Below are 26,243 nucleotides of genomic sequence, written 5' to 3' on the forward strand. Positions count from 1 at the left end.
TCACAATATCTGATTATTCGAATGTCTGTGGTTTCGACATCGCAGAGGTTGCGATATTTGTTGCAGAGTGCCCACCAGCACCGCCTTTACCTTTGAATGGGTCAGCAGGACGTTGCCATTCAGTAATCACGACAGGTTTTGCCACCATATCGGGTGCAGGTGCCTTCGTCATTGGGGAATAAGCGTGATGATTTTTTTCCACGATAATCGCAGGCTCAGTAGCTTTTGCCTCTTCCGTTTTAACTTCCTCTGCCTTAGAGCATGTTTCCGTTGCGACAGTTGGTTGTTCTTCATGATGTTCCTGTTTGAAGATAGGCGTCACAATGATAGCTTCCGCAGTGTGACGGGGTTCCTCAGAATCATGTGGTGTGGCATCAGGCTGTATTGTTTCATGAAGAATTGTCTCATGAGGGATTGTTTTATGAGGGATTGCCTCATAAGGTACAGTTTCATGGGATACAGTATCAACTAAAACTTCTGGCTGATGTTTTTCATCATGATTGATGACCGATTCTACGATTTCTGGCTCTGCTGAAACTTCAGGTAGTTCAAATTTCGGCTCTACAGATGTCGTGATAGAAGTCTCATCGTTAACCCGTTTTACACTGTCATGAGGCGTGGAGCTAGGTTGTTCAGCCACTTCAATGTGAGTTTCTGGTGAAACTGGCGCAGACTCTACTGCCTTAGACACTAGAACCCCATTTTCTTGCTGCACAAGTGTTGATTTTTCTTCAACCGCACCAACGGTAACTGAGGTTTCAAATTCAGTGGTTGTGACCGGGGCAACAGGGTAACTCACCCAAACTTTACCGGATGCCAGCTCTGGCGATACGACAGCCATTGTCAATGGGACGGGTGATTGGGTCAGGTTACGTTCATCACGATAGCGGCGGCGACGCTGACCACTGACACGCAAGTGACGTGGTGAACGGCGAGAGCGACGTGGCATTGTGTTGTCTTGTTGCTCATTGTTTGCAGATGCTACGTTTTGTGAAGCGGTATTTTGCACCACGCCACCTTGTGGAATGGCAGGTTGGTTGACCGCTTCAATATTCGTATCGACAACAGCAGGGATCGGCGCTTTTTGTTCCTTTTCTGTCTTGGTTGATACGTTTTCAGGCATTACTGCGGGTAAAGCGGTAATGATAGCGTCTTCTTTCACCTCATCAACAATACGTACTTTTTGGCTAAGCTGACGACGTTGACGACGTGGCATGACCGGCTGGCGCTCTTCTGCTTCTTCTTCGACAATATCCGGTTTAGTTGTTGTCTGCTGGACTTTGGCTTCCAGTTGTTGCTGGCGCTTTTCTTCCTGACGGCGGCGCTGACGTTCAGCCCGTTGTTCACGGCGTTGCTGCTGCTGTGCTTCACGTGCTTCATTGTCTATCGCAACATTTTCCTGAGCATTATTTTTCTGCTGGACATTACGGCCCTTGCGTTGTTCATCGCGCTCACGGTTATTGCGGGTTTCATTTTCGTTGCGTTCACGGCGCTGATTCTGGCGGCGTGGGTTGCGACGGTCTGGTGAACGGCGGTTATCATTGCCAGAAGATTTTTTACTATTCTCTCCAGCCTGTTTTTCTTCTTCACCACTGAACATTTTCTTCAGGGCCGTGACAAAGCGACTGAACAGTCCCGGTTTTTCAGCCTGCTGCTGAGTATTGATTGCGGCCTTTTTCTCTTTTGTTTTTGCTGCTGCAGGTGTCGGTGTATCTGCCGGCAGATCAAACGTTGAAATAGCAGGTTGTTCCGGGCGCTTACGTTCGTGCTGAACATCATCCTGAGCATTTATCATTTCTGCTTCATGAAGTTGTGGCAGCAAATAGCTCAAAGCAGAAATTTCTTCACCTTTACGTACCCGTAAAACAGAGAAATGAGGAGTCTGCATCTGATCATTTGGAACGATAACAACACCCACGTCACCTTGGCGATGCTCAATGGCGCTGACGGCCTTGCGTTTTTCATTCAGTAAGTAAGAAGCAATTTGGACAGGAACAATGGCATGAACCTGATGGGTGTTTTCTTTCAGTGCTTCTTCTTCAATGAGACGCAGTATTGACAGGGAAAGTGATTCGTTGTCACGAATTGTTCCTGTACCGCTACAGCGGGGGCAGACATGGTGACTGGATTCGCCCAGTGATGGACTTAAACGCTGGCGTGACATTTCCAGCAGGCCAAAGCGGGAAATACGGCCAATCTGAATGCGGGCCCGATCTTGGCGTACAGCATCACGCAGGCGGTTTTCAACTTCACGCTGATGACGAACAGGCGTCATGTCAATGAAATCAATAACAATGAGGCCACCGAGGTCACGCAAACGCAGTTGGCGTGCAATTTCATCAGCGGCTTCCAGGTTAGTATTGAAGGCCGTTTCCTCGATATCGCCGCCCCGGGTTGAACGGGATGAGTTGATATCAATGGCGGTCAGGGCCTCAGTAGTATCTATGACCACTGAACCACCGGAAGGCAGCCGAACTTCACGCTGGAAGGCCGATTCAATTTGTGATTCTATTTGATAATGGCTGAACAGGGGAACTTCACCGCTGTACAGCTTGATTTTGCTGGCAAAATCTGGACGACCCAAGGCAGTAATGTGTTGGCGTGCCAAATCAAGGATTTTCGGGTTATCAATCAAGATTTCCCCAATGTCCGGGCGCAGATAATCGCGGAAAGCCCGCACGATGACATTGCTTTCCTGATGAATTAAGAAGGGTGCAGGATGATTATCGGCGGCTTTCTTAATGGCTTCCCAATGTTTCAGACGGAAGTTCAAATCCCCTTGCAAGGCTTCAGCCGTTTTGCCTACACCTGCGGTACGGACGATAAGCCCCATGCCTTCCGGGACATCAAGAGAAGAAAGAGCCTCTTTTAATTCGATGCGATCATCGCCTTCGATACGGCGGGAAATTCCGCCGGCCCTTGGGTTATTCGGCATCAGCACCAAATAACTACCTGCCAGACTGATAAAAGTGGTTAACGCAGCACCTTTATTGCCTCGTTCTTCTTTATCGACTTGAACGATGACTTCCTGGCCTTCTTTAAGGATATCCTTAATATTAGGGCGACCATGAGAGTGATAATTACTTGGGAAATATTCGCGAGCAATTTCTTTAATGGGAAGGAAACCATGCCGTTCCGCGCCATAATCAACAAAAGCAGCTTCCAGGCTAGGTTCAATCCGAGTAATTTTACCTTTATAAATATTTGCCTTTTTCTGCTCGTGTCCTGGGCTTTCAATATCCAAATCATAAAGACGTTGCCCGTCAACAAGGGCAACACGCAACTCTTCCTGTTGGGTTGCGTTGATTAACATTCTTTTCATTCTAACTTACTCATTATTTTTTACATTAGTATAGAGCTGCGAGCAAAAAAGAGATGAGCTACTGGTTACCGATGGCCTCGTGTCTTTTACAAAACCGCCAGCCTCACGGCTATCGTTTGTATAGAGGCGCCTATTTGTCGGGGCAAGTCTGAATTTCATTTAAATACAGCACTCTTTATTTGGGACACTGTAATAAATCGGTACAGTTATGCCCCAATCCAGTAAGCTACAACCCGCAGCCCATAAATTGTTTGCTTAAACATTACGTCTTACGCCATTGCTGCGTTTTTGTTCAACCAAACAGATAACAAACAATTTCAATCTTGCCATTCATAGTTTAGTAAATCGTGGCCAGAAAGCATTATTCCATTGCTATTGGGGTGATAGCAAGGTGACTTTGTCGCTTTACGGCTTTTTTATTAGGAAATAGTGATAAGTTGTTAATCTTTAGTCTTTATCCTAAGACACTTGAAATAATCAAGTAGGAAAATATGGATGTTATTTAGACATCTTTAAAAATGAGTGGCGCTCAGTTTATTGGATAATTAGAATCTCGCCCATGAAAACAAATAATCAAACTGTACAGTTTGTCACGATTGATGACGATGAAGCCGGTCAGCGAATTGATAACTTTTTGCTGGCTCGTTTAAAAGGTGTACCTAAGAGCATGATTTATCGGATCTTGCGTAAAGGTGAAGTTCGAGTTAACAAGGGAAGAATCAAACCTGAATATAAATTGACAGCAGGTGACATCATCAGGGTTCCACCTGTCAGGGTTGCGGAAAAACAGGAAGCGCCTGTTTCTGCGAAACTGGGTAAGGTGGCTGCGCTGGCAGAGTGTATCTTGTATGAAGATGACCATATTCTGGTCATAAATAAACCCTCCGGAACGGCAGTTCATGGCGGCAGTGGGCTGAGTTTCGGTGTGATCGAAGGGTTGCGTGCGTTACGCCCGGAAGCGCGTTTCCTTGAGTTGGTGCATCGTCTTGATCGCGATACTTCGGGTATTTTATTGATTGCCAAAAAGCGCTCTGCATTGCGCGCGCTGCATGAGCAGTTACGTTTGAAACAGATGCAAAAAGACTATCTGGCATTAGTGCGTGGGCAATGGCAATCCCATTGCAAAGTCGTCGAAGCTCCCTTATTGAAAAATATCCTGCAAAGTGGGGAAAGGGTGGTAAAAGTCAATAGTGAAGGCAAACCGTCTGAAACACGCTTCAAAGTTGAAGAACGGTATGCGTTTGCGACATTAGTGCGAGCCAGCCCGGTTACGGGACGAACTCATCAGATCCGTGTGCATACATTACATGCGGGTCACCCCATTGCTTTTGATGATCGTTATGGCGATAAAATGTTCGATGCTCAGCTTGCAGAAACAGGTCTTAACCGATTGTTCCTGCATGCAAGTTCATTGAAGTTTACCCATCCGTCCACGGGGGAAACCCTGCGTTTCGAAGCCCCATTGGATGATAGGTTGAAGCAATGTTTAACAGCACTGCGGCAAAGTCATCACTGAGAACATACCGTCAGTGGGTTTATCCCCTGGCGGATCAGCATGTCTGACAAAGTGATTAAGGGTAAGCCGATTAATGTGTTGGGATCTCTGCCATCTAATTTTTCAAATAATGTAATGCCCAGCCCTTCACTTTTAAAGCTGCCAGCGCAATTGAAAGGTTTTTCCTTGTTTAAATAACCCATGATTTCGGGTTCGGTAAGCTCTCTGAAATAGACATGAAAGAGTTCACAACGGGTATCTATGTTCCCCGTTTTGCTATTTAACAGGGTAATTCCAGTATAAAAAGTAACACATTTGCCACTGGCTTTTCGGAGTTGAGAGAACGCATTCTCAAAATTATGTGGCTTACCGGTAATTTTATTATCTAAAACACAAACCTGATCTGAACCTATAATGAGATGGCTGGAATAACTGCCCTGTAATGCGCTGGCTTTTGCATAGGATAGCCGTTTTACTAATTGTTCCGGGCTTTCGTTCTCCTGTGGACTTTCATCAATATCCGGAGAGACACAAGTAAAAGGCAAACCTATTTTTTCCAGTAATTGACGGCGATAGACAGAAGTTGATGATAAAACAATCGGAAGCATCATTTTTCCATAAAATACGTAGAGAAATATTCGCAGGCATTTTAAACTATACGCCGCTTAACAAGCGAATATTTTACGGAAAGGTGCAGATGTGTGGCCTTTTTCTTTGACTATGTCCCATTACAAAGATAATATGCGCGCCTTATGCAAAAGGTAAAATTACCCCTGACCATTGATGCGCTTCGAACCGCTCAGAAAAGACTGGACTACCACGGTAGTTATTCTGCTGGGCAGGTTTCTCGTATTGCAGAAACTGTGGTCAGTGTGGATAGTGATGTAGATAATTCAATATCATTTGAAATTGATAATCAACGTTTGACAGTGGTAAGAGGGCATTCTGATGTGGATGTCACGCTTAGTTGTCAGCGTTGTGGCAGTAATTTCAGTCATCATGTTCACACAACGTATTGTTTTAGCCCGATCGTCAATGATGAACAGGCTGAGACATTACCGGAAGAGTATGAGCCAATTGACGTTAATGAATTTGGCGAAATAGATTTACTGGCAATGATTGAAGATGAAATAATTCTATCTCTGCCGGTGGTTCCGGTACATGATTCTGAACACTGTGAAGTGTCCGACGCGGACATGGTATTTGGTGTTCTGCCTCCTGAAGCAGAAAAACCAAACCCATTTGCCGCATTAGCCAGTTTAAAGAAAAGTACTTAAGGAGTAAGGTCAATGGCCGTACAACAGAATAAACCAACTCGTTCTAAACGTGGTATGCGTCGTTCTCATGACGCACTGACTGCAACACTTGTCTCTGTAGACAAAACTTCTGGTGAAACTCACCTGCGTCACCATGTGACTGCTGATGGCTACTACCGTGGCCGCAAGGTAATCAACAAGTAATTTTGGCTAACCATTAGCAAGTTGATATCTTGGTTAATCTAACCTTAGCGTTAGATGCAATGGGCGGGGACTTTGGTCCTCGCGTCACAGTGCCTGCTGCATTGCAGGCACTGGCATCTAATCCACAACTAAAGCTATTGTTGGTCGGTAATCCCGAAACCATCTCTCCTTTGCTTGCAGATGAAAATGCTGAGCTGCTCAGCCGTTTGCAAATTATCCCTGCGGAACACGTTGTTTCCAACGATGCAAGGCCCTCTCAGGCTATTCGTTCCAGTCACGGTACTTCAATGCGCATTGCTCTAAGCCTGGTTAAATCGGGTGAAGCGCAGGCCTGTGTCAGTGCGGGAAATACAGGGGTCCTGATGGGGCTGGCCAAATTAATGCTTAAATCCATAGACGGAATTGAACGGCCTGCATTAATGACAGTGATTCCTAATCTAAAACAGCAGAAGACCGTTGTATTAGATCTAGGCGCTAATATTAATTGTAATAGCAGCATGTTAGTTCAGTTTGCGATTATGGGCGCCGTAATGGCAGAGTATGTGGCCGGGATTGATAATCCTCGTGTCGCATTACTCAATATCGGGGAAGAGGAATCCAAAGGGCTGGATAATATCCGCGAAGCTGCTATGACCTTACGCAATACCTCAGCGATTAACTACATAGGTTATGTGGAAGGAAATGAGTTACTGACAGGAAAGACTGATGTGCTTGTATGTGACGGCTTCGCAGGTAATGTTACGCTGAAGACGATGGAAGGTGCGATCAGAGTGATTCTATCTCTGGTAAAATCACCGGGTGGTCAGCAGAAAAATTCATCTTGGTTAATGAAAATATTCAAGATGAAGATATTCAAAAAATGGTTGATGAAACAGCTAACAAAGCGGTTTGTCCATCTAAACCCTGACCAATATAACGGAGCAACGTTATTGGGGCTGCGTGGCATCGTCATAAAAAGCCACGGTGCTGCCAATGAACGTGCGTTTAAGGCTGCGATTGATCAAGCAGTTCAAGCTGTAGACAAACAGGTTCCTGACAGAATCGCTGCCCGGTTGGATGCAGTATTACCCAAGAGTGAATAAAACATACATGTATACAAAAATCTTAGGTACGGGCAGTTATTTGCCTGCGCAGGTGCGTACTAACGCAGATTTGGAAAAAATGGTGGATACGTCTGACGAATGGATTGTCACCCGTACCGGCATTCGTGAACGTCGTATTGCCGCTGAAGATGAAAACGTGGCAGTGCTGGGATTCAAAGCTGCTGAAAAAGCCATTGAAATGGCTGGTATCGATAAAACGCAAATCGATTTAATCGTTGTTGCGACAACAAGTTCAACCCACGCTTTTCCGAGCGCCGCTTGTCAGGTTCAGCAATTATTGGGAATTCAAGGTGTTCCGGCTTTTGATGTCGCAGCAGCATGTGCTGGCTTTACTTACGCATTGAGCGTCGTCGATAAATTTATTAAAACGGGTGCGGCTAAACATGCACTGGTGATTGGTTCCGACATTATTTCAAGAGTTGTAGATCCTCAAGATCGCAGTACAATTATCCTCTTTGGTGATGCGGCAGGAGCAATGGTAGTCGGGGCTTCAGAGGAGCCTGGTATATTGTCTACCCACCTCCATGCTGATGGCCGTTATGGTGATTTGCTATCGTTGCCTCATCAAAGCAGAGTGCAGCTTGATACACCGGAATACGTTACGATGGCGGGCAATGAAGTCTTTAAAGTTGCCGTCCGTGAATTGGCCAATATCGTTGATGAAACATTGGAAGCTAATAACTTGGCTCATTCCCAGCTTGATTGGCTGGTTCCTCATCAGGCCAATTTGCGTATTATTTCGGCGACAGCCAAAAAGTTGGACATGACAATGGATAAAGTGGTTATCACACTGGATCGTCATGGCAATACCTCGGCTGCCTCTGTTCCGACAGCATTTGATGAAGCGGTTCGTGATGGAAGAATTCAACGCGGCCAACTTGTCTTACTTGAAGCATTCGGCGGTGGCTTTACCTGGGGCTCCGCGCTAGTACGTTTTTAATTTAACAGGAAGATAGACATGTCTGATTTTGCAATGGTGTTTCCCGGTCAAGGTTCTCAGTCTCTGGGGATGTTGGCGGATTTGGCCTCAGAGTTCCCGCTGGTTGAGCAGACTTTCGCAGAGGCTTCTGCGGTTTTGGGATATGATTTATGGACATTGGTTCAGCAGGGACCGGCAGAAGAGCTGAACAAAACATGGAAAACCCAACCTGCGTTGTTGGCTGCTTCTGTGGCCATTTGGCGAGTATGGCAGGACAAAGAGGGTAAAACCCCTTCGATGATGGCAGGCCACAGCCTTGGCGAATATTCAGCATTGGTTTGTGCTGGTGTCATTGAATTCCAGCAGGCGATTAAGCTCGTTGAATTGCGCGGAAAACTGATGCAAGAAGCTGTACCCGCAGGGCAGGGTGCGATGTATGCCATCATCGGTTTGGATAATGAGTCCATTGTAAAGGCATGTGAAGAATCAGCACAGGGGCAGGTTGTTTCGCCGGTTAATTTTAATTCACCTGGGCAAGTTGTGATCGCGGGTGAAAAAGAGGCCGTAGAGCGTGCGGGTGAAGCATGTAAAGCGGCGGGCGCAAAACGTGCATTACCTTTGAGTGTTAGTGTGCCTTCGCATTGTGCTCTGATGAAATCAGCCGCTGAACGACTGGCCTCTGCATTGCAAGAGATTGAGTTTAGCCAGCCACAGTTTCCCGTCGTCAATAATGTCGATGTAAAAATAGAACAATCTGCTGATGTTATTCGCGACGCGCTGGTTCGTCAGTTGTATAATCCTGTACGTTGGTCAGAGTCAGTTGAATATATTGCTGATCAAGGCATTGAACAATTGCTGGAAATTGGGCCGGGCAAAGTATTAACTGGGTTGACTAAACGAATTGTTGGTACTTTAAATGCTGTAGCAGTAAATGATGTACCATCACTCACAGTTGCTCTGAACAAATGACTGAGGAAAACATGAGCTTTGATGGAAAAATTGCACTGGTCACGGGTGCTAGCCGTGGTATAGGCCACGCGATTGCTGAGTTATTGGTTGAACGTGGTGCATGTGTTATTGGCACCGCAACCAGTGAAACGGGAGCCGAAGCAATCAGTGCCTACCTTGGTGATAAAGGCAAAGGTTTTGTACTGAATGTCACAGATTCAGAATCTATTGAAAATACACTATCGAATATTCGTGCTGAATTTGGTGAAATAGACATTTTAGTTAATAATGCAGGCATCACTCGTGATAACTTGTTGATGCGCATGAAAGATGATGAGTGGCAAGATATTATTGACACTAATCTTTCTTCGATTTTTCGTCTGTCAAAAGCAGTAATGCGCTCTATGATGAAAAAACGTTATGGGCGTATTATTTCCATTGGGTCGGTTGTCGGAACGATGGGAAATGCAGGGCAGGCGAATTACGCGGCAGCGAAAGCAGGAGTTATTGGTTTTAGTAAATCACTGGCTCGTGAAATCGCTTCCCGTGGCATCACCGTCAACGTTGTTGCACCTGGTTTTATTGAAACAGATATGACCAGAGCGTTGACAGACGAACAACGTGCAGGTATTTCAGCCGAAATTCCTGCTAATCGTCTTGGTGACGCAAAAGAAATTGCCAGTGCTGTAGCGTTTCTTGCTTCTGACGAGGCCGCTTACATTACGGGTGAAACATTGCATGTCAATGGTGGCATGTACATGGTCTAAAAATGAACGAACCATCTGTTTTTGATGTATTTTTTGTACAAAAAGAAGCAGATTGTGGTTCGACCAGCCGGGATTTGGTTGCATCTTTTCCTGTATTTTATAAACTACGAAAACCATCGCATAAGCGAGTTTTGATAGGAAATTTAATAGTATGAGCACTATCGACGAACGCGTTAAGAAAATCATCGTTGAACAACTGGGTGTTAAAGAGGAAGAAGTTGTGAACACAGCTTCATTTGTTGATGACTTGGGCGCTGATTCTCTTGACACAGTTGAACTGGTAATGGCTCTGGAAGAAGAGTTCGATATTGAGATCCCAGACGAAGAAGCTGAAAAAATCACTACAGTTCAGGCTGCTATTGACTACGTTGAAAACGCAGGTAAATAAGCACACATACCTAGGCGGTCATTCGACCGCCTATGTTTTTCGTCCTAAATTTTTTCCCTCCCTGGAGGATAACCGTGTCTAAGCGTCGAGTAGTCGTGACCGGACTAGGCATGTTATCTCCTGTCGGCAATACAGTAGAGTCTTCTTGGAATGCTGTTTGTAGCGGACAGAGTGGTATCGGCCTTATCGAACATTTTGACGCCTCTAACCATGCAACGAAGTTTGCTGGTGTGGTGAAGAATTTTAATCATGAAGATTTCAATATTTCGCGCAAAGAAGCACGGAAAATGGATCTCTTCATTCAGTATGGTATTGCTGCGGGCGTACAAGCCATTGAAGATGCAGGAATCGAAGTAACAGAAGCCAATGCTGGCCGTTTTGGTGCTGCTATTGGTTCTGGTATTGGTGGTTTAGGCCTGATTGAAGAAAACCACAGTACATTGCTTGCGGCGGGGCCTCGTAAGGTCAGCCCATTCTTTGTACCTTCGACCATCATTAATATGGTGGCAGGCCATCTGAGCATCCTTTATGGTCTGCGTGGCCCTAGTATCTCCATCGCAACCGCGTGTACTTCTGGCGTACATAATATCGGCCATGCAGCGCGTATTATTGCCTATAATGATGCCGATATTATGCTGGCAGGGGGTACTGAGAAAGCCAGCACTGAATTTGGTATTGCCGGATTCGGTGCAGCCCGTGCATTATCGACCCGTAACGACGATCCTCAGAGGGCAAGCCGTCCTTGGGACAAAGATCGTGATGGTTTTGTTCTGGGCGATGGCGCTGGCGTTGTCGTTCTTGAAGAATATGAACATGCCAAAAAACGTGGTGCAAAAATCTATGCTGAAATTGTTGGTTTCGGCATGAGCAGTGATGCTTACCACATGACATCACCTCCTGAAGATGGGGCAGGTGCTGCGTTAGCGATGGAAAATGCCCTGAAAGATGCGGGTATTGCACCAGAGCAAGTGGGTTACATTAATGCTCATGGGACATCGACATCTGTCGGTGATATTGCAGAAGCCCGTGCGGTTGAGTCTGTCTTTGGTGAAGGTACTAAGGTATTGGTGAGTTCAACCAAATCCATGACCGGTCACTTGCTGGGTGCAGCAGGCGCCATTGAATCTATTTTCACCATTCTTTCTCTGCGTGATCAGATTGTTCCTCCTACCATTAACTTGGAAAATCAGGATGAGAACTGCCATTTGGATTTAGTTCCGGGTGAAGCACGTAAAGTTGAAGGGATGGAATACGCGTTGTGTAACTCTTTCGGCTTCGGTGGCACCAATGGGTCATTGATTTTCCGCAAGATCTAAAAACACACGGTGTTTATATACCCAATGGATTGCAAGATGCCGCCAACAAAGCGGCAACTTGAAAGACGGAAGGTATAAAGAGCCTCAACATTTGTTGGGGCTTTTTGCATCTGTTTTTCGGTTGCTTGTTTTTGATTGATTGACGGTTTTTGTCTGGCTGACTGCTTTTGTATGGTTCTTTGCACAGTCCGGACTCCTATACTATTATAACGCCCTTGAGTCGCTGAGGTTATCACGCCTTTTTATCGAAAATAAGAAGTTAAAATGACGTATTGGATTAATGGTCATCAGAGTGATCACTTACCTGTGAATGATCGCGCGGTACAATTTGGTGATGGTTGTTTTACCACAATAAGAGTTGAGCAGGCGCAGCCAGCTTTGCTACCTTTTCATATAAAACGGTTGCAAAAAGGGGTTGAGAAACTGTTTATGCCCGCACCGGATTGGACGCAACTTGAGCACCATATTAAACAGGTAGTGCAAGGGTGTGGATCCGGGGTTCTGAAAGTGATCCTCTCCAGAGGAGCGGGAGGGCGTGGTTACGGTATTGATGATGCAATTGAGCCTACAAAGATCCTATCGTTGAGTTCATATCCTGAGCAATATACCGCCCTGCGCCAAAACGGTGCTGCATTGGTCCTTAGCCCTGTCTCTATGGGAATTAATCCTTATTTGGCAGGTATCAAACACTTGAATCGTCTGGAGCAAGTTTTGATCAAGAGATTTATCGCTCACGCCAAAGCCGATGAAGCGCTGGTGCTTGATAGTGATGGCCTGTTGGTTGAATGTTGCACGGCCAATCTATTTTGGCGAAAAGGAAAAAATGTTTATACACCCGACCTCAGCCAGTGTGGTGTGGAAGGCGTCATGCGGCAGAAAATCATCGAACTATTGACAGACAGTGATTATAACCTGTCCTGTGTTATGCGTTATCCTGAAGCGCTGGCGCATGCCGATGAAGTGATTATTTGTAATTCTCTGATGCCGGTGATCCCAGTAAATCAAATTCAGGCACATAAAAATCAACCTGTGTGGAAATACCAATCAAGAGAGTTGCATGAGTATTTATTACCTGAATGTTTAACGCTCTAAGGTTTAAGAAAGTCATGCCTGCATTCACATACAAGTGATTACCGAATGAAACTAAAAAAGCGCATTCTAATTTTATCTGGTTTGATTATCGCCGTTGCTGTGATTCTGTTTTTTTCCTTTGCGAAGAAAATAGAAAACTTTGCAAATCAGGATATTAACCTTAATCGAGAAATTATCATTACTGTACCTGCGGGAACGGGGCGTGCCGGGCTGGAAACCTTACTGATCCAGCATAAATTAATTGAAGATCATCGATTATTGCCGTGGCTATTTCGATTTGAGCCTGAACTGGCAAAATTTAAGGCCGGGACTTATCGCTTGCAAAAAGGGATGTCCTTGAAAACGGTCTTGCAGTTGTTTGCCAGCGGTAAAGAAACACAATTTTCCATCCGTTTTGTGGAAGGCAGCCGTCTTTCTGATTGGTCAACAATTTTGCAAAATGCGCCATACTTAAAGCGGGAAGCGGAAAGTCAAACAGCGCAAGAGCTGGTTGATACGTTGGGGATGAAAAGGGGAGAAGCTCTGGAAGGTTGGTTTTATCCTGATACCTATCTCTATACCGCCGGTACGAGTGATGTGGAATTACTCAAGCGGGCGCATAATAAAATGAAAATAGTGCTGGAGCAGGAGTGGAAAAACCGCGCAAAAAATCTTCCGTACAAAGACGCTTATGAGATGTTGATCATGGCATCCATTATCGAAAAAGAGACGGCCATTGAATCTGAACGTACCAAAGTGGCTTCTGTATTTCTGAATCGCCTGCGGTTAAAGATGCGATTACAAACTGATCCCACCGTGATTTATGGTATGGGAGATAAATATACAGGTACGATTTTTCGCAGCAGTCTCACTACATTGACTCCATACAATACCTATATGATTGATGGATTACCGCCAACACCTATTGCCATGCCAAGTTTGGCTTCGATTAAAGCAGCAGCACATCCGGCTGTCACAGAGTACTTATACTTTGTGGCCAATGGCGATGGCGGTCATACATTCACTACCAATCTGGTGGCACATAATAAGGCGGTAAATCATTATCGCCAGAGATTAAAGCAGGATAAATGAACGGCAAATTTATTGTAATTGAAGGACTTGAAGGCGCGGGAAAAACGACGGCTATCCAAACAGTGGCTGAAGCATTGAAGCAATACGGTATTTCTGACCCGATTTTTACCCGTGAACCGGGGGGCACGCCATTGGCAGAGAAACTACGCCAGCTAATAAAACAGGGTATTGAAGGTGAACCACTGACCGATAAGGCGGAAGTCTTGATGCTATATGCGGCCAGAGTTCAATTGGTAGAAAATATCATCAAACCCGCGTTGGCAAAGGGAACTTGGGTCGTAGGTGATCGTCATGATCTTTCTTCTCAGGCTTATCAGGGCGGCGGTCGTGGTATTGATCAACACTTGATGGCATCATTGCGCGACGCGGCATTGGGCGATTTTTGCCCTGACCTGACCCTCTATCTTGATTTACCGCCAGAAGTGGGTTTGCAGCGTGCCAGTGAGCGTGGCGAATTGGATCGCATTGAAAAAGAATCGTTAGATTTCTTTAATCGTACCCATGAAAGATATCTCGAATTAGTGGCAAAAAATGACAACATCAGAAAAATTGATGCCACTCAGTCACTGGAAAAAGTGCAGGATGATATTCGCCATATCTTATTTGATTGGTTAAAAGAACAGGAAACTCAGGCATGAATTGGTATCCGTGGCTCAATCATGCGTACCGTCAGTTAGTGGAGTTCCATCAACAAGGGCGGGGGCATCATGCATTTTTGCTCCATGCCCATGAAGGAACAGGAGCGGGTGCGTTACTCTATGGATTGAGTCGCTGGTTAATGTGTCAGAATAAACAGGGCATAAAAAGCTGTGGCAAATGCCATGGCTGTCATTTAATGTTGGCAGAAACCCATTCTGACTGGCATGTCCTTGCGCCGGAAAAGGGAAAAAATAGCATTGGAGTGGATGCTGTGCGCCAGCTCAGTGAAAAACTCTATGAATATTCTCAGCAAGGAGGAGCCAAAATTGTTTGGTTGCCATCCGCAGAATCCCTGACTGATGCTGCCTCCAACGCCTTATTGAAAACATTGGAAGAGCCGCCCCAAAACACGTATTTTCTGTTGCAGTGTCGGCATCCTACTCATTTGCTGGCAACACTGCGCAGTCGCTGTTTTTACTATTTTCTTCCGGTGCCTGAAAATGCCATAGGGCTGTACTGGCTGAAAAACCAGCTTCCCGCAGTATCACCACAGGATGCGCAGACCGCATTAAAACTTTCGCAAGGGGCACCACTGGCTGCGGTGCAATTGCTTCAGACTGAAAAATGGCAACAGAGAAACTCACTTTGCCAAGCGATTGCACAGGCATTGCATAAATGTGATACCTTGTCACTTTTACCCTTGTTGAATCGTGATGATGTACAGCAATCTTTGCATTGGCTGATCAGTTTACTGTCAGATGCCGTTAAATGGCGGCAGCAGGCGCAAAATTACTGCGTTAACCAAGATCAACAGGCGCTGATTTATCTCCTTGCCTCGACCCAAAGTGTGGAAAATTTGTTAAGTACGGTTGATGATTGGATACATTGCCGTCATCAATTATTCTCTGTGGTGGGTATCAATCGTGAATTGTTGCTGACAGCACAATTACTCAATTGGGAAAAGCAACTTTGCTTCACACAATAACTTATTTAAATACGAGCATATTATGTTTTTAGTTGATTCACATTGTCATCTTGATTGCCTTGATTATGAAACGCTGCACAAAAGTGTCGATGATGTAGTGGCGAAAGCCGCAGAACGGGATGTGAAGTATATGTTGGCCGTGGCGACGACGTTGCCCGGTTTCCTGCAAATGAAAAACTTGATTGGTAAGAGAGAAAATATAGCCTATTCCTGTGGTATCCACCCCTTGAATCTGGATGAAGGTTATCATTTTGAAGAACTTGCCCGGCTGGCTGCGGATGAAGATGTCGTCGCAATGGGTGAGACAGGGCTGGATTACTACTATCAAAAAGAAAATGCTGAACTCCAGAGAACCTCATTCCGTGAGCATATTCGCATTGGCCGTGAATTAAACAAACCGGTGATTGTGCATACCCGCGACGCAAGGGACGATACACTGAAAGTGCTGCGGGAAGAGAAAGTGCAAGAGTGTGGTGGTGTTTTGCACTGTTTCACAGAAGATAAAGAAACCGCCAAGGCGTTGCTTGATTTGGGATTTTATATCTCTTTTTCTGGTATTGTTACCTTTCGTAATGCAGAGCAGATCCGTGAAGCGGCAAAATTTGTGCCACTTGACCGTATTTTGGTAGAAACCGACTCACCTTATTTGGCACCGGTTCCCTATCGCGGGAAACAGAATCAACCTGCTTATGTGCGCGATGTTGCTGAATATATGGCAGTTTTGAAAGGTGTTAGTATTGAAGAATTGGCCGCAGTGACCACAAAAAACTTTTGTGAACTGTTTCATGTGAATATTGACAAAAATTAAATGGAAAAGGAGAAGTAAAATGGCAGAAGAAACTATTTTTAGCAAAATTATTCGCCGTGAAATTCCTGCTGATATTATTTATCAAGATGATTTAGTAACAGCATTCCGTGATAACGCCCCGCAGGCACCATCGCATATTTTGATTATACCTAATGTGCTGATCCCAACGGTTAATGATGTCACCGCTGAACATGAACCTGCATTGGGTCGTTTGTTTACGGTTGCCGCAAAGATAGCAAAAGATGAAGGCATTGCAGAAGAGGGCTATCGTTTGATTATGAACTGCAATCGCCACTCTGGGCAGGTCGTTTTCCATATTCATATGCATTTGGTGGGTGGACGTCCATTGGGTCCACTTTTGGTAAAATAATATTATTCATGCATATCGATATAAGATAACGATGTAACCGGAGTAGTTTAATGAAAAGAATTCTCTTTGTTATATTATCAGCCCTGTTGCTGGCAAGTTGTGTCACTGAAGAAACACAACAGCCTGCTCCTGTTACCCCCGTAGAACCAAAGAAAAAACAGGAACCGCCAGTGGAACCCTCGGAAAAAGTTCCCCAGCCTCCCAAGATCCAGTCTATTAATTGGAATAGTATCGTTCAGCCGCTGGTTGAACAGATGGCTACCGCCAATGGTGTGGAAACGGGAAAAGTATTACTGGTTGATTCTGTCAAAAATAACACGAATGGCTCATTGCGCACCCTGAAAGCGACAGATGCGATCACGGATGCCATCAGTCGCAAACAGATCTTTCAGGTTGTCGCGAAATCTCAGGTTCATACCGCCCGGCAGGCACTGGGGTTGTCATCGGAAGATAGCCTGGGGCTGCGCAGTAAATCTATTGGGCTGGCGCGTTATCTGAATGCCGATTATGTTCTTTATTCCGTGATTACTAACAATAATGGTCAGCGTGACATAGAAATGCAGTTAATGCTGGTCAAAACCGGTGAGATACTCTGGTCTGGTCGTGGTGACGTCAACTAACGATAGCCCTTTGTTAAGGATGCTGTGTCAGCAATGGCCTGACATTCCGGCAGGGTCTTGGGAAATCAGGCCATTAACGGGTCTGACACAGACCAGTTACTTTATCACGGATGGTGTGCGTCAGATGGTTGGGCGCGCACAAACATCATACAGTAAAACGTTGGGTGTCAACCGCCAGCGGGAAAATCAGATCTTACGTCGATTATCTTCCTCCCGCATTGCGCCTAACGTGATGGCGATGAACGGAACCTGGCTATTGCTGGAATGGCTAACGGGAACAAAAGTAGATGCGGATTCATTGGGCCAGCCAGCGCTACAGCAATCATTGGCTCAAACGTTGGCGACCCTTCACCGTCATTCCCCATTGGGCTACCCCCTTAAACTCAAACAGCAAATTGCATACCAGTGGCAACAAATCGATCGCAGACGTCTGTCTCCCCGCTGGTTGCGTCTGCATAAATCTTTTATGGCTGCCAGAATGCCCAGCGCCTTAAAAATCGCACCAGCTCATATGGATGTTCACCCCGATAATCTGCTAATGACAGAAGAAGGGCTAAAATTGATTGATTGGGAATATGCCGCTGATGTTGATATTGGTTTCTCATTGGCTGTTCTCTTTAAAGGAAATCAATGGGATGAGAGACAGCAACACACTTTTTTGGCTTATTATTGTCTCCAGGCATCGGGGTATTCCGATAGTCAATTATTACAGCGGCAGATAAAGCGATGGGAGCCGTGGGGGAGATACATGATGATGATGTGGTATGAAGTACGCTGGCAGCAGACAGGGGAAGCGCAATTTTTATCACTGGCGTGTCCTTTGCGCCACAGTTTTAACTTGTCAAAATAAATTTAAACTGGCGCAATGCGCCGGTGGAATGAACCTCAATTAACGATAAATAATTATATGGCAACCAATAAAAAGAAGTGGGGAATGCTATGGGTCCAGTAATGTTAGATGTTGTAGGCTATGAATTGGATAATGAAGAACGCGAAATTCTACAGCATCCATTTGTAGGTGGTTTAATTTTGTTTGCCCGCAATTTCCACGATACAAAGCAATTACGTGAATTAGTTCGCCAAATTCGTGCGGCTTCCCATCACCGTTTGGTGATTGCGGTTGATCAGGAAGGCGGGCGTGTCCAGCGGTTTCATGAAGGTTTCACCCGCTTACCTGCTGCGCAGTCTTTTGCTTGTGTGCACGATCTGCTTATGGGCGCCCATTTGGCAGAAGAATCGGGTTGGCTGATGGCATCAGAAATGATCGCCATGGATATTGATATCAGTTTTGCGCCGGTGTTGGATTTAGGGCATAAGTGTACAGCAATTGGCGAACGTTCATTCCACGAAAATCCTGAGCCTGCCATGGTAATGGCAGAAAAATTCATCAAGGGTATGCATTCCGCAGGAATGAGGTCAACAGGTAAACATTTTCCGGGACATGGGGCAGTAACGGCAGATTCTCATAAAGAAACACCGAGGGATAACCGTTCAATGGATGCCATTAGTTGTCATGATATGGTGATATTCCGCGATTTTATCCAACGTAATTTGCTGGATGCGATCATGCCGGCCCATGTTATTTATCTTCAGGTCGATCACCGTCCTGCCAGTGGTTCACCGTATTGGCTGAAATCTGTATTGCGTGAGCAACTGGGATTTGAAGGCGTCATTTTCTCTGATGATTTATCAATGGAAGGTGCCACCGTGATGGGAAGTTATGCCGAGCGTGCGAAAGCCTCACTGGATGCGGGTTGCGACATGATTTTGGTGTGCAATAATCGGAAAGGGGCGGTCAGTGTGCTGGATAACCTTCCGGCTATTGATCCAAATAAAGTCGATTCAAATAAAATCACCCGATTATATCATCAGGGCAAACAATTTAGTCTGGAAGAATTACAAAAATCCGACCGTTGGCAACAGGCGAACAGGGCCTTGCAGGGTCTGTGCGAACAATGGCTAAGATGTGAATAATGCTTGAATAATATAGGTGTTTCAATAAAGTCGGGAATAGGTTCATCACAACTGATCTTATTCCTTTTTCTCCTCAACTCGGCAGTCCTCTGTATTTTTCTCTGAACGGGGGATTTATTGCCTTTCGGGTCCTGCATTCACACAATATTAACATTGTAAATATTGATTACGCATAAATCTGACTTAAGTCAGATTTATGCGTAATCATCATGCAAATTTTGTGATTGTTGTCTAATTAATCAAAAGAATTTGATTGTGGCTATTTTTGGTATGACCAACTGGCCTGCCATGATATTCTGGCGATATTTGATATTTGCAGTATGAAACTTGTTTGGCATGGTGTTATTTAAGGGCGTTATTTAAGTTTTCATTCAAAAAATGCGTTTAATACTCTTACATAACATTATGGTGTATTTTCAGTGGGGTAGTCATGACAACGCCAAAGACAAGAATTGTCATCATTGGTGGGGGCGCGGGTGGTTTAGAGCTGGCAACGCGTTTGGGACATAAGCTGGGTCGTAAGCAAAAAGCCGAAGTTACTTTGGTGGATCGCAACAACAGCCACTTATGGAAGCCATTATTACATGAAGTCGCAACGGGTTCTCTTGATGATGGTGTTGACGCACTAAGCTATTTAGCTCATGCCAGTAATCATTATTTCAATTTTCAGCTAGGTACACTCACGAATATTAATCGTGAAGAAAAGAAAATCACTTTGGCTGCGATCTGTGATGAAAGCAGTGATTTGCTGGTACCAGAGCGTGAGCTGGCTTACGACATTCTTGTCATGGCATTGGGCAGTCAGTCAAATGATTTTGGGACGGCAGGTGTTAAGGACAACTGTATTTTCCTTGATAATCCTCAGCAGGCACATCGTTTCCACAATGAAATGTTAAATTTATTCCTGAAATATTCTGCAAATCAATGTGCGGGAGAAAAAGTGAATATCGCAATTGTTGGTGGCGGTGCAACAGGGGTGGAGCTTTCAGCGGAGCTGTATAATGCGGTTAAACAGCTTCACAGTTATGGTTTTGAAAGCCTGAATACAGAGGCTTTAAATGTGACTTTGGTTGAAGCGGGTGAACGGATTTTGCCAGCATTGCCAACCCGTATTTCCAGCGCAGCACATCAAGAATTGACTAAACTTGGCGTCAAAGTCTTAACCAAGACCATGGTGACCAGTGCTGATGAGCATGGACTGAATACTAAAGATGGAGAGCAGATCAAAGCCTCCCTGATGGTTTGGGCTGCGGGGATCAAGGCACCAGACTTTATGAAAGATATCGGTGGATTGGAAACAAACCGCATTAATCAATTAGTGGTGAAGCCAACGTTGCAAACGACACGGGATGATCGTGTTTTCGCTATCGGGGATTGCGCATCATGCCCGAAAAAAGAAGGGGGTTTTGTTCCTCCACGGGCCCAGTCCGCTCACCAAATGGCAAGCCGTTGTTATGACAATATCCTGGCATTACTGAATGAAAAACCATTAAAAGAATATGTGTATAAAGATCACGGTTCATTGGTTTCATTATCTAAATTCAGTACGGTGGGTAGCTTAATGGGGAACCTGATGCGTGGATCAATGATGGTGGAAGGCCGTATTGCGCGTGTGGTTTATATCTCTTTGTATCGTATGCACCAAGTCGCCCTGCATGGATATATTAAAACCGGCTTGATGATGTTGGTGGGCGGAATTAACCGTGTCATTCGCCCACGGTTGAAATTGCACTAATTGGCTAAAATAATTGGCTGAAAATGGCTCATCTGGGTGTGATTAACTCAGATGAGCGATTTACCCGCTTGCCCGCCTATTTATCCGTTTATCCGTCATACTTCAAGCGGCCTCTTTGTTGGTTACGCTCACTCACCCCGATCACTGTTCTTATAAACATCGCATTATCTATGCTCCCAGTTCACTCCCTTACCGCGCGATGTAACTCGAATTATTTTGGGTATATATTTGTTGTTATACATATAACAATTATTCTTCTCTAAACTTATTGAAATTATTTATTATAATAAATAAAACTGCATTCAATATAAATTCAGTCATCCGTTTTACTTAACTCATTATTGTTATATATAAAATATTCTTAAATAATGGAGTTGGCATCACGTTGATACGCCGAAAGAAAAAATCCAACGGATTTAGTGGCGCATATGTGACTTGCAGAGGAATTAAATAGTTTATCTGTATATTTAATTTATCGTTGTAATAAGGCCCGTTTTAGTTAGGTTACTATGGTATCACTACTTTGATCTGGCTGTTAGGATGAAGGGCATTCGAAATGATATATGTCCCTCATTTTTCGAGTGACTGCTTTATTGGTTTTATTGGCGAACGGCCATCGTATCGTTGTATAACCTATAGATATTAGGGGCATCTATTTTCTGGATTTTCTTGTTTCCTGCTATGTTACAGGGATCTTGAAACATAGGTATTGAAACAGAAGGTATTGAAACAGAAGGTTTTTAAACAGGGGAAAGAGAGGAGAATATAGAATTAAGGGTTATCTTATCGGAAAGTTTTATTTATCATTTTTAATTCAGGTTGTGAACAGATAAAAGTGATAGAGTTTGCACGTGCTTTAGTGTTTTTCTGAGGGAGAGCGTAGAGAATTAAATATCACTATTAGCTCTTAATAATATTAGATTAATGAAATAGGATTTTTCTTAAATAACAGATTCAGCGCATTTTTAGCTTACATCAAATATTGGGGAAATATTTTCCAACCAAAATGTTTGGAAAATGATTGATATATTAAGGTGTTATGTGGTTAAACTAAAGAGAAGACAGTATATAATTTGTTCCATAATTATTATTGCCATTATTGGTGCTGCCGCCACGTTTTTTTTTGAAACCCCACTCCCCAGCGTTGCGCAAGTCACATCTTCGAAGCCTATCAGATCAATTGTTGCTGTTCATCAACCCTATTGTCATATCGCAGTATTTCCCATTCCTGTTACGGTAGGATCTATTATGACTACGCGTTTTCCTCAACATGAATATCATATATTAACGCTTCTTGATAATCTAAAAATCAAGAGAGAATATCCTGCCTTGAACTCTTCGGTACTAAAAAATTGCATCATGGTTGATTTTAAACAAGTGCGTGTTGTGGGGTACGATGTCACTTATATGATTGGAAATAATCCGGGAAAAGTCAGAATGCCCTATAATCCAGAAGAAATTATTCCTTTAAATAAGAAAGGTAAATTAATTATACAGACACGGTCAGAATAATAAATTATTTATACTCTTTGGTGGCAAGCCGACTAGAGGATTACACTGTTTCGTCATTGATCCACATGAAATTACATTAGTTCACATGAAATTACAGGGGTGAACTCTATGAACAAAACAGTGCAATCATAAAATCAATTTCTCATCTTTCAGTTTACAGATTAGTGAGGATTCTGGTGTTGCTCAAAGGTTTCCAGTAGTTGCTGGATGAAAGACAAGCGAGTAGCCCGCTCTGTTAATTCAGTCATAAATTTCAGTTTAGACGAGCCATCCAGCCGATAAATATGGGGCTGGGTTTGTAATAAACCGATCAAATAATTAGGGTCAACTTTATTATCATGGCTGAAATCAATGAAGCCGCCTTTTTCATGTGCCTCAATACGTTTGATACCTAACTTACGGGCTATCAGGCGGATGGAGGCCGATTGTAACAACTGGCGTGCTGGATCTGGCAATAAACCAAACCGGTCAATAAGTTCGATTTTCAGTTCATCCAGTTCGGTATTGTCCTGTGCGCTGGCTATGCGTTTATAGAAAGACAGGCGTATGTTGACGTCCGGGATATAATCATCAGGTAAAAGTACCGGCATGCGCAGCTCTATGTCTGTCTGGTTATTGGTGAGATCTTCAAGTGAAGGCTCACGCCCATTTTTGAGAGCATCAACCGCACTTTCCAGCAATTCCATATAGAGGGTAAAACCGATGCTGGTCATCTGCCCGCTTTGATCTTCACCGAGTAATTCACCGGCTCCCCTGATTTCCAGATCGTGAGTCGCCAAGGCAAAACCCGCCCCTAAATCCTCAAGAGAGGCGATGGCCTCCAGCCGTTTTTTAGCATCACGGGTCATGGCCTTTGGCGGTGGTGTCAGCAAATAAGCATAGGCTTGATGATGAGAACGCCCGACACGCCCGCGTAATTGGTGTAATTGTGCCAATCCGAAATGGTCGGCGCGTTCAATGATAATGGTATTGGCACTGGGGATATCAATACCCGTTTCAATAATGGTGGTACACACCAAAACATTAAAACGTTGGTGATGGAAATCGGTCATGACACGTTCCAAATCACGTTCACGCATCTGGCCATGACCAACAACAATTCTGGCTTCGGGAACGAGTTCTTCCAGCCGGGCTTTTGTTTTCTCAATGTTTTCAACATCGTTATACAGATAATAAACCTGCCCGCCACGCAAGATTTCACGCAGGATGGACTCCCGAACCACGAGGCTGTCATATTCCCGCACAAAGGTTTTCACAGCCAAACGACGGGCGGGGGGCGTTGCGATAATGGACAGATCGCGCATACCACTCATCGCCATATTAAGGGTGCGGGGGATCGGGGTCGCGGTCAGGGTGAGGACATCAACATCCGCACGGATCGCTTTGATCCGTTCTTTATGGCGAACCCCGAAGCGATGTTCTTCATCAACGACCAATAACCCGAGGTCTTTCCAGCGCAGACCATTTTGCAGAAGTTTATGGGTGCCAATGATAATGTCCACTTTTCCTTCTGCTGCCATATCAATGACTTGCTGTTGTTCTTTTGCACTGCGAAAGCGTGACATCACTTCAATATGTACCGGCCAATTAGCAAAGCGATCACGAAAATTATCATAATGCTGCTGCGCCAGCAGGGTGGTCGGCACCAGTACGGCGACTTGTTTGTTATTGGTGATGGACAGAAATGCAGCCCGCATCGCGACTTCTGTTTTTCCAAATCCAACATCGCCACATACCAGTCGATCCATCGCAATGGGCTGGCACATATCACCAAGGACAGCGTTGATCGTTTGTTCCTGATCCGGCGTCGTATCAAATGGAAAACTTTGGCAGAATAGCTGGTATTGTTCGCGATCTTGCCTGAAGGCAAAACCCGGCTTCACGGTACGCTGGGCGTAAATATCCAATAATTCGGCGGCAACATCACGGACTTTTTCGGCTGCTTTCTGGCGCGCCTTGCTCCAGGCTTCTCCACCCAGTTTATGCAGCGGTGCACTTTCTTCTGCCCCACCGGCATAACGGCTGATAAGATGCAGGGAGGAGACGGGGACATACAATTTGTCTTCTCCTGCGTAGATAAGGATCAGATACTCCGTTTTAATACCGCCCGCTTCCAGCGTTGTCAGCCCCTGATAACGCCCAACCCCATGTTCAAGGTGTACGACAGGTTGACCATGCCGTAGCTCCGCAAGGTTGCGGATCAGTGTATCGGTATTGATAGTACGCCGATTATCCTGCCGGCGACGGCTGACCCGTTCGCCGAGCATGTCACTTTCACAGATCAGCGCGAGTTTATTGTCTTCATCAATAAAACCGTGCTCTGATGCGCCAATCATCAAGAAATGGCCGGGTTCATCGGCCTCTGTTAGCTGACTTATTTTTATCGGCTTGACCTTGATGCGCGATAACAGTTCTTGCACTGATTCCCGGCGTCCCTCACTTTCCACCGAGAACACGATCTTACCGCTAAACTGCTCCATAAAACGGCGTAATTTATCCAAAGGCGCTTTTTGTTGCGCCGCAACCGAGAGATCAGGCAGAGCCTGATAAGCCAGATTGGTATTTCCGGATTTTTGCGAAAGCGCTTCGTTATCAACCTGAATGCGAGGCCAGTTTTTTAATGCTGAGAATAGATGATTGACTGGCAGCCAGATCCGCTCAGGGGGGAGTAGCGGACGCATGGGGTCAACTTTGCGGCTTTCAAACCGATGCTGGGTATCTTGCCAGAAACGCTCCGCAGCACCGACCAAATTCTGCGTGATGAGCAGTGTGTTTTCGGGCAGATAGTCAAAGATAGTCGGCAAGGTTTGTTCAAAAAATAGCGGCTGCCAATATTCGATGCCGGCGGGTAACACTTTCTTACTGACTTGTTGATAAATATGTTCCGCATCGCGGCGGACTTCAAACTGTTCGCGCCATTGGCTGCGAAACAGTTCAATCGCATCCTGGTCAGTTGGGAACTCATGGGCTGGCAATAAACTGATGTTTTCCACTTCTGCCAGCGTTCGTTGGGTATCTACATCAAAGGTACGCAGACTATCGATCTCGTCATCAAAAAAATCAATACGATAAGGATACTCACTGCCCATGGGAAACAGGTCAAACAAGGCGCCACGCGTAGCAAATTCACCATGTTCAAGCACCTGTTCAACGCTGCGATAACCCGCCTGCTCCAATTCTGCCCGCAGTTTATCACGGGAAAAACGTTGCCCCTTGTGCATGACCAAAGCATGTCCCTTGAGATATTCATGTGGGCAGACACGTTGCATCAAGGTATTGACGGGCAGGATTAAAGCCCCTTTCGTCATGAAAGGTAAGTGATAAAGTGTGGACAGGCGATTGGAGATGATTTCTTGATGAGGAGAGAAACTGTCATAGGGCAAAGTTTCCCAATCTGACATCATATTTATCGGTGCGTGGGTGAATTGTTGAATTTCATCACGCAATCGAAAGGCATTCTGCATATCTTTTGTGACCAGCAGTATTGGCCCAGAGTGACGTTCAATGATCGCGGCGCACTCAACAGCACAGGCGGCACCAGTTAAATGACCCAGTTGGCGGGTATCCCCGCGACGTTCAGGAAGTTGATAACGGTATTTTGCGGACATAAGCGTTTGATGTGTTCTCTAAGATTCAGTCCATTCCCAACACATTTCTGACCCAATAAATACGCTGGCAGGTTGAGATAAAGTAAAAAAACAGAACCGAGATGTGAATGG

The 26,243-nt window shown here is 45.0% G+C and carries 23 protein-coding genes; 20 read left to right on the plus strand and 3 right to left on the minus strand.

Annotated features, from left to right (window positions below):
• Positions 1 to 13: 13 nt before the first annotated feature.
• Positions 14 to 3,322, minus strand: a complete 3,309-nt coding sequence (rne, locus tag Xbed_RS10695) for a ribonuclease E (protein ID WP_086112916.1) — start codon at positions 3,320 to 3,322, stop codon at positions 14 to 16.
• 559 nt (positions 3,323 to 3,881) lie between these two features.
• On the opposite strand from rne, the gene rluC reads away from it, so the two are divergent.
• The gene (gene rluC / locus Xbed_RS10700) at positions 3,882 to 4,838 is read left to right on the plus strand and encodes a 23S rRNA pseudouridine(955/2504/2580) synthase RluC (RefSeq protein ID WP_086112917.1); all 957 of its coding nucleotides are present in this window, start codon (positions 3,882 to 3,884) and stop codon (positions 4,836 to 4,838) included.
• Here the strand turns inward: rluC and Xbed_RS10705 are convergent.
• Positions 4,832 to 5,425, minus strand: a complete 594-nt coding sequence (locus Xbed_RS10705) for a Maf family protein (protein WP_086112918.1) — start codon at positions 5,423 to 5,425, stop codon at positions 4,832 to 4,834. The two genes, rluC and Xbed_RS10705, sit on opposite strands and share 7 nt — an antisense overlap.
• A gap of 144 nt (positions 5,426 to 5,569) precedes the next feature.
• On the opposite strand from Xbed_RS10705, the gene yceD reads away from it, so the two are divergent.
• From yceD to umoD, 19 genes are all read left to right on the plus strand, one after another.
• Positions 5,570 to 6,094, plus strand: a complete 525-nt coding sequence (gene yceD, locus Xbed_RS10710; RefSeq protein ID WP_086112919.1) for a 23S rRNA accumulation protein YceD — start codon at positions 5,570 to 5,572, stop codon at positions 6,092 to 6,094.
• 12 nt (positions 6,095 to 6,106) lie between these two features.
• Positions 6,107 to 6,277: a 50S ribosomal protein L32 gene (rpmF, locus tag Xbed_RS10715; protein WP_004253223.1), complete on the plus strand. Its 171-nt coding sequence runs from the start codon at positions 6,107 to 6,109 to the stop codon at positions 6,275 to 6,277.
• Between the two features lie 29 nt (positions 6,278 to 6,306).
• A complete protein-coding gene (plsX, locus tag Xbed_RS10720) occupies positions 6,307 to 7,359 on the plus strand; it encodes a phosphate acyltransferase PlsX (RefSeq protein ID WP_086112920.1) in 1,053 nt (350 codons plus the stop codon).
• 7 nt (positions 7,360 to 7,366) lie between these two features.
• Positions 7,367 to 8,320, plus strand: coding sequence for a beta-ketoacyl-ACP synthase III (locus Xbed_RS10725; protein WP_086112921.1), 954 nt, complete (start codon positions 7,367 to 7,369; stop codon positions 8,318 to 8,320).
• Between the two features lie 18 nt (positions 8,321 to 8,338).
• Positions 8,339 to 9,268 (plus strand): ACP S-malonyltransferase, encoded by a 930-nt coding sequence (gene fabD, locus Xbed_RS10730; protein WP_086112922.1) that lies wholly within the window; start codon positions 8,339 to 8,341, stop codon positions 9,266 to 9,268.
• A gap of 11 nt (positions 9,269 to 9,279) precedes the next feature.
• Positions 9,280 to 10,014: a 3-oxoacyl-ACP reductase FabG gene (fabG, locus tag Xbed_RS10735; RefSeq protein ID WP_086112923.1), complete on the plus strand. Its 735-nt coding sequence runs from the start codon at positions 9,280 to 9,282 to the stop codon at positions 10,012 to 10,014.
• Between the two features lie 151 nt (positions 10,015 to 10,165).
• A complete protein-coding gene (gene acpP / locus Xbed_RS10740; protein WP_012989255.1) occupies positions 10,166 to 10,402 on the plus strand; it encodes an acyl carrier protein in 237 nt (78 codons plus the stop codon).
• A gap of 74 nt (positions 10,403 to 10,476) precedes the next feature.
• Entirely contained in the window at positions 10,477 to 11,718 is a 1,242-nt protein-coding gene (gene fabF, locus Xbed_RS10745; protein ID WP_086112924.1) for a beta-ketoacyl-ACP synthase II, read from the plus strand.
• Between the two features lie 264 nt (positions 11,719 to 11,982).
• Entirely contained in the window at positions 11,983 to 12,810 is an 828-nt protein-coding gene (gene pabC, locus Xbed_RS10755; RefSeq protein ID WP_086112926.1) for an aminodeoxychorismate lyase, read from the plus strand.
• Positions 12,811 to 12,855: 45 nt separating this feature from the next.
• Positions 12,856 to 13,881 carry an endolytic transglycosylase MltG gene (mltG, locus tag Xbed_RS10760; protein WP_086112927.1) on the plus strand — a complete coding sequence of 342 codons (1,026 nt, stop codon included), beginning with the start codon at positions 12,856 to 12,858 and terminating at the stop codon, positions 13,879 to 13,881.
• The gene (gene tmk / locus Xbed_RS10765) at positions 13,878 to 14,519 is read left to right on the plus strand and encodes a dTMP kinase (protein ID WP_086112928.1); all 642 of its coding nucleotides are present in this window, start codon (positions 13,878 to 13,880) and stop codon (positions 14,517 to 14,519) included. Before mltG ends, tmk begins: the two co-directional genes overlap by 4 nt.
• On the plus strand, positions 14,516 to 15,505 hold the full coding sequence (gene holB / locus Xbed_RS10770; protein WP_086112929.1) for a DNA polymerase III subunit delta': 990 nt from the start codon (positions 14,516 to 14,518) through the stop codon (positions 15,503 to 15,505). Before tmk ends, holB begins: the two co-directional genes overlap by 4 nt.
• A gap of 22 nt (positions 15,506 to 15,527) precedes the next feature.
• Positions 15,528 to 16,313 (plus strand): metal-dependent hydrolase, encoded by a 786-nt coding sequence (locus Xbed_RS10775; RefSeq protein ID WP_086112930.1) that lies wholly within the window; start codon positions 15,528 to 15,530, stop codon positions 16,311 to 16,313.
• Positions 16,314 to 16,332: 19 nt separating this feature from the next.
• Complete coding sequence (hinT, locus tag Xbed_RS10780; protein ID WP_086112931.1) at positions 16,333 to 16,683, plus strand: purine nucleoside phosphoramidase; 351 nt, start codon at positions 16,333 to 16,335, stop codon at positions 16,681 to 16,683.
• Between the two features lie 50 nt (positions 16,684 to 16,733).
• Complete coding sequence (gene lpoB, locus Xbed_RS10785) at positions 16,734 to 17,303, plus strand: penicillin-binding protein activator LpoB (RefSeq protein ID WP_086112932.1); 570 nt, start codon at positions 16,734 to 16,736, stop codon at positions 17,301 to 17,303.
• Positions 17,266 to 18,153, plus strand: a complete 888-nt coding sequence (locus Xbed_RS10790; protein ID WP_244182467.1) for a phosphotransferase — start codon at positions 17,266 to 17,268, stop codon at positions 18,151 to 18,153. The genes lpoB and Xbed_RS10790 overlap by 38 nt, the downstream gene beginning before the upstream one ends.
• Positions 18,154 to 18,242: 89 nt before the next feature.
• Positions 18,243 to 19,277 carry a beta-N-acetylhexosaminidase gene (gene nagZ / locus Xbed_RS10795; protein WP_086112934.1) on the plus strand — a complete coding sequence of 345 codons (1,035 nt, stop codon included), beginning with the start codon at positions 18,243 to 18,245 and terminating at the stop codon, positions 19,275 to 19,277.
• Positions 19,278 to 19,707: 430 nt separating this feature from the next.
• Positions 19,708 to 21,012, plus strand: coding sequence for an NAD(P)/FAD-dependent oxidoreductase (locus Xbed_RS10800; RefSeq protein WP_086112935.1), 1,305 nt, complete (start codon positions 19,708 to 19,710; stop codon positions 21,010 to 21,012).
• 1,041 nt (positions 21,013 to 22,053) lie between these two features.
• Entirely contained in the window at positions 22,054 to 22,524 is a 471-nt protein-coding gene (gene umoD, locus Xbed_RS10805; RefSeq protein ID WP_086112967.1) for a UmoD family flagellar biogenesis regulator, read from the plus strand.
• Between the two features lie 161 nt (positions 22,525 to 22,685).
• Here the strand turns inward: umoD and mfd are convergent, their stop codons facing one another.
• A complete protein-coding gene (gene mfd / locus Xbed_RS10810) occupies positions 22,686 to 26,132 on the minus strand; it encodes a transcription-repair coupling factor (RefSeq protein ID WP_086112936.1) in 3,447 nt (1,148 codons plus the stop codon).
• Positions 26,133 to 26,243: the final 111 nt, after the last annotated feature.

This window comes from Xenorhabdus beddingii, from assembly GCF_002127545.1.
Lineage (GTDB): Bacteria > Pseudomonadota > Gammaproteobacteria > Enterobacterales > Enterobacteriaceae > Xenorhabdus > Xenorhabdus beddingii.

Bases quoted from the DNA above. Each gene is read 5' to 3' on its own strand.
- rne (WP_086112916.1), bottom strand. From the start codon at position 3,322: ATGAAAAGAATGTTAATCAACGCAACCCAACAGGAAGAGTTGCGTGTT.
- rluC (WP_086112917.1), top strand. From the start codon at position 3,882: ATGAAAACAAATAATCAAACTGTACAGTTTGTCACGATTGATGACGAT.
- Xbed_RS10705 (WP_086112918.1), bottom strand. From the start codon at position 5,425: ATGCTTCCGATTGTTTTATCATCAACTTCTGTCTATCGCCGTCAATTA.
- yceD (WP_086112919.1), top strand. From the start codon at position 5,570: ATGCAAAAGGTAAAATTACCCCTGACCATTGATGCGCTTCGAACCGCT.
- rpmF (WP_004253223.1), top strand. From the start codon at position 6,107: ATGGCCGTACAACAGAATAAACCAACTCGTTCTAAACGTGGTATGCGT.
- Xbed_RS10725 (WP_086112921.1), top strand. From the start codon at position 7,367: ATGTATACAAAAATCTTAGGTACGGGCAGTTATTTGCCTGCGCAGGTG.
- fabD (WP_086112922.1), top strand. From the start codon at position 8,339: ATGTCTGATTTTGCAATGGTGTTTCCCGGTCAAGGTTCTCAGTCTCTG.
- fabG (WP_086112923.1), top strand. From the start codon at position 9,280: ATGAGCTTTGATGGAAAAATTGCACTGGTCACGGGTGCTAGCCGTGGT.
- acpP (WP_012989255.1), top strand. From the start codon at position 10,166: ATGAGCACTATCGACGAACGCGTTAAGAAAATCATCGTTGAACAACTG.
- pabC (WP_086112926.1), top strand. From the start codon at position 11,983: ATGACGTATTGGATTAATGGTCATCAGAGTGATCACTTACCTGTGAAT.
- mltG (WP_086112927.1), top strand. From the start codon at position 12,856: ATGAAACTAAAAAAGCGCATTCTAATTTTATCTGGTTTGATTATCGCC.
- tmk (WP_086112928.1), top strand. From the start codon at position 13,878: ATGAACGGCAAATTTATTGTAATTGAAGGACTTGAAGGCGCGGGAAAA.
- holB (WP_086112929.1), top strand. From the start codon at position 14,516: ATGAATTGGTATCCGTGGCTCAATCATGCGTACCGTCAGTTAGTGGAG.
- Xbed_RS10775 (WP_086112930.1), top strand. From the start codon at position 15,528: ATGTTTTTAGTTGATTCACATTGTCATCTTGATTGCCTTGATTATGAA.
- hinT (WP_086112931.1), top strand. From the start codon at position 16,333: ATGGCAGAAGAAACTATTTTTAGCAAAATTATTCGCCGTGAAATTCCT.
- lpoB (WP_086112932.1), top strand. From the start codon at position 16,734: ATGAAAAGAATTCTCTTTGTTATATTATCAGCCCTGTTGCTGGCAAGT.
- nagZ (WP_086112934.1), top strand. From the start codon at position 18,243: ATGGGTCCAGTAATGTTAGATGTTGTAGGCTATGAATTGGATAATGAA.
- Xbed_RS10800 (WP_086112935.1), top strand. From the start codon at position 19,708: ATGACAACGCCAAAGACAAGAATTGTCATCATTGGTGGGGGCGCGGGT.
- mfd (WP_086112936.1), bottom strand. From the start codon at position 26,132: ATGTCCGCAAAATACCGTTATCAACTTCCTGAACGTCGCGGGGATACC.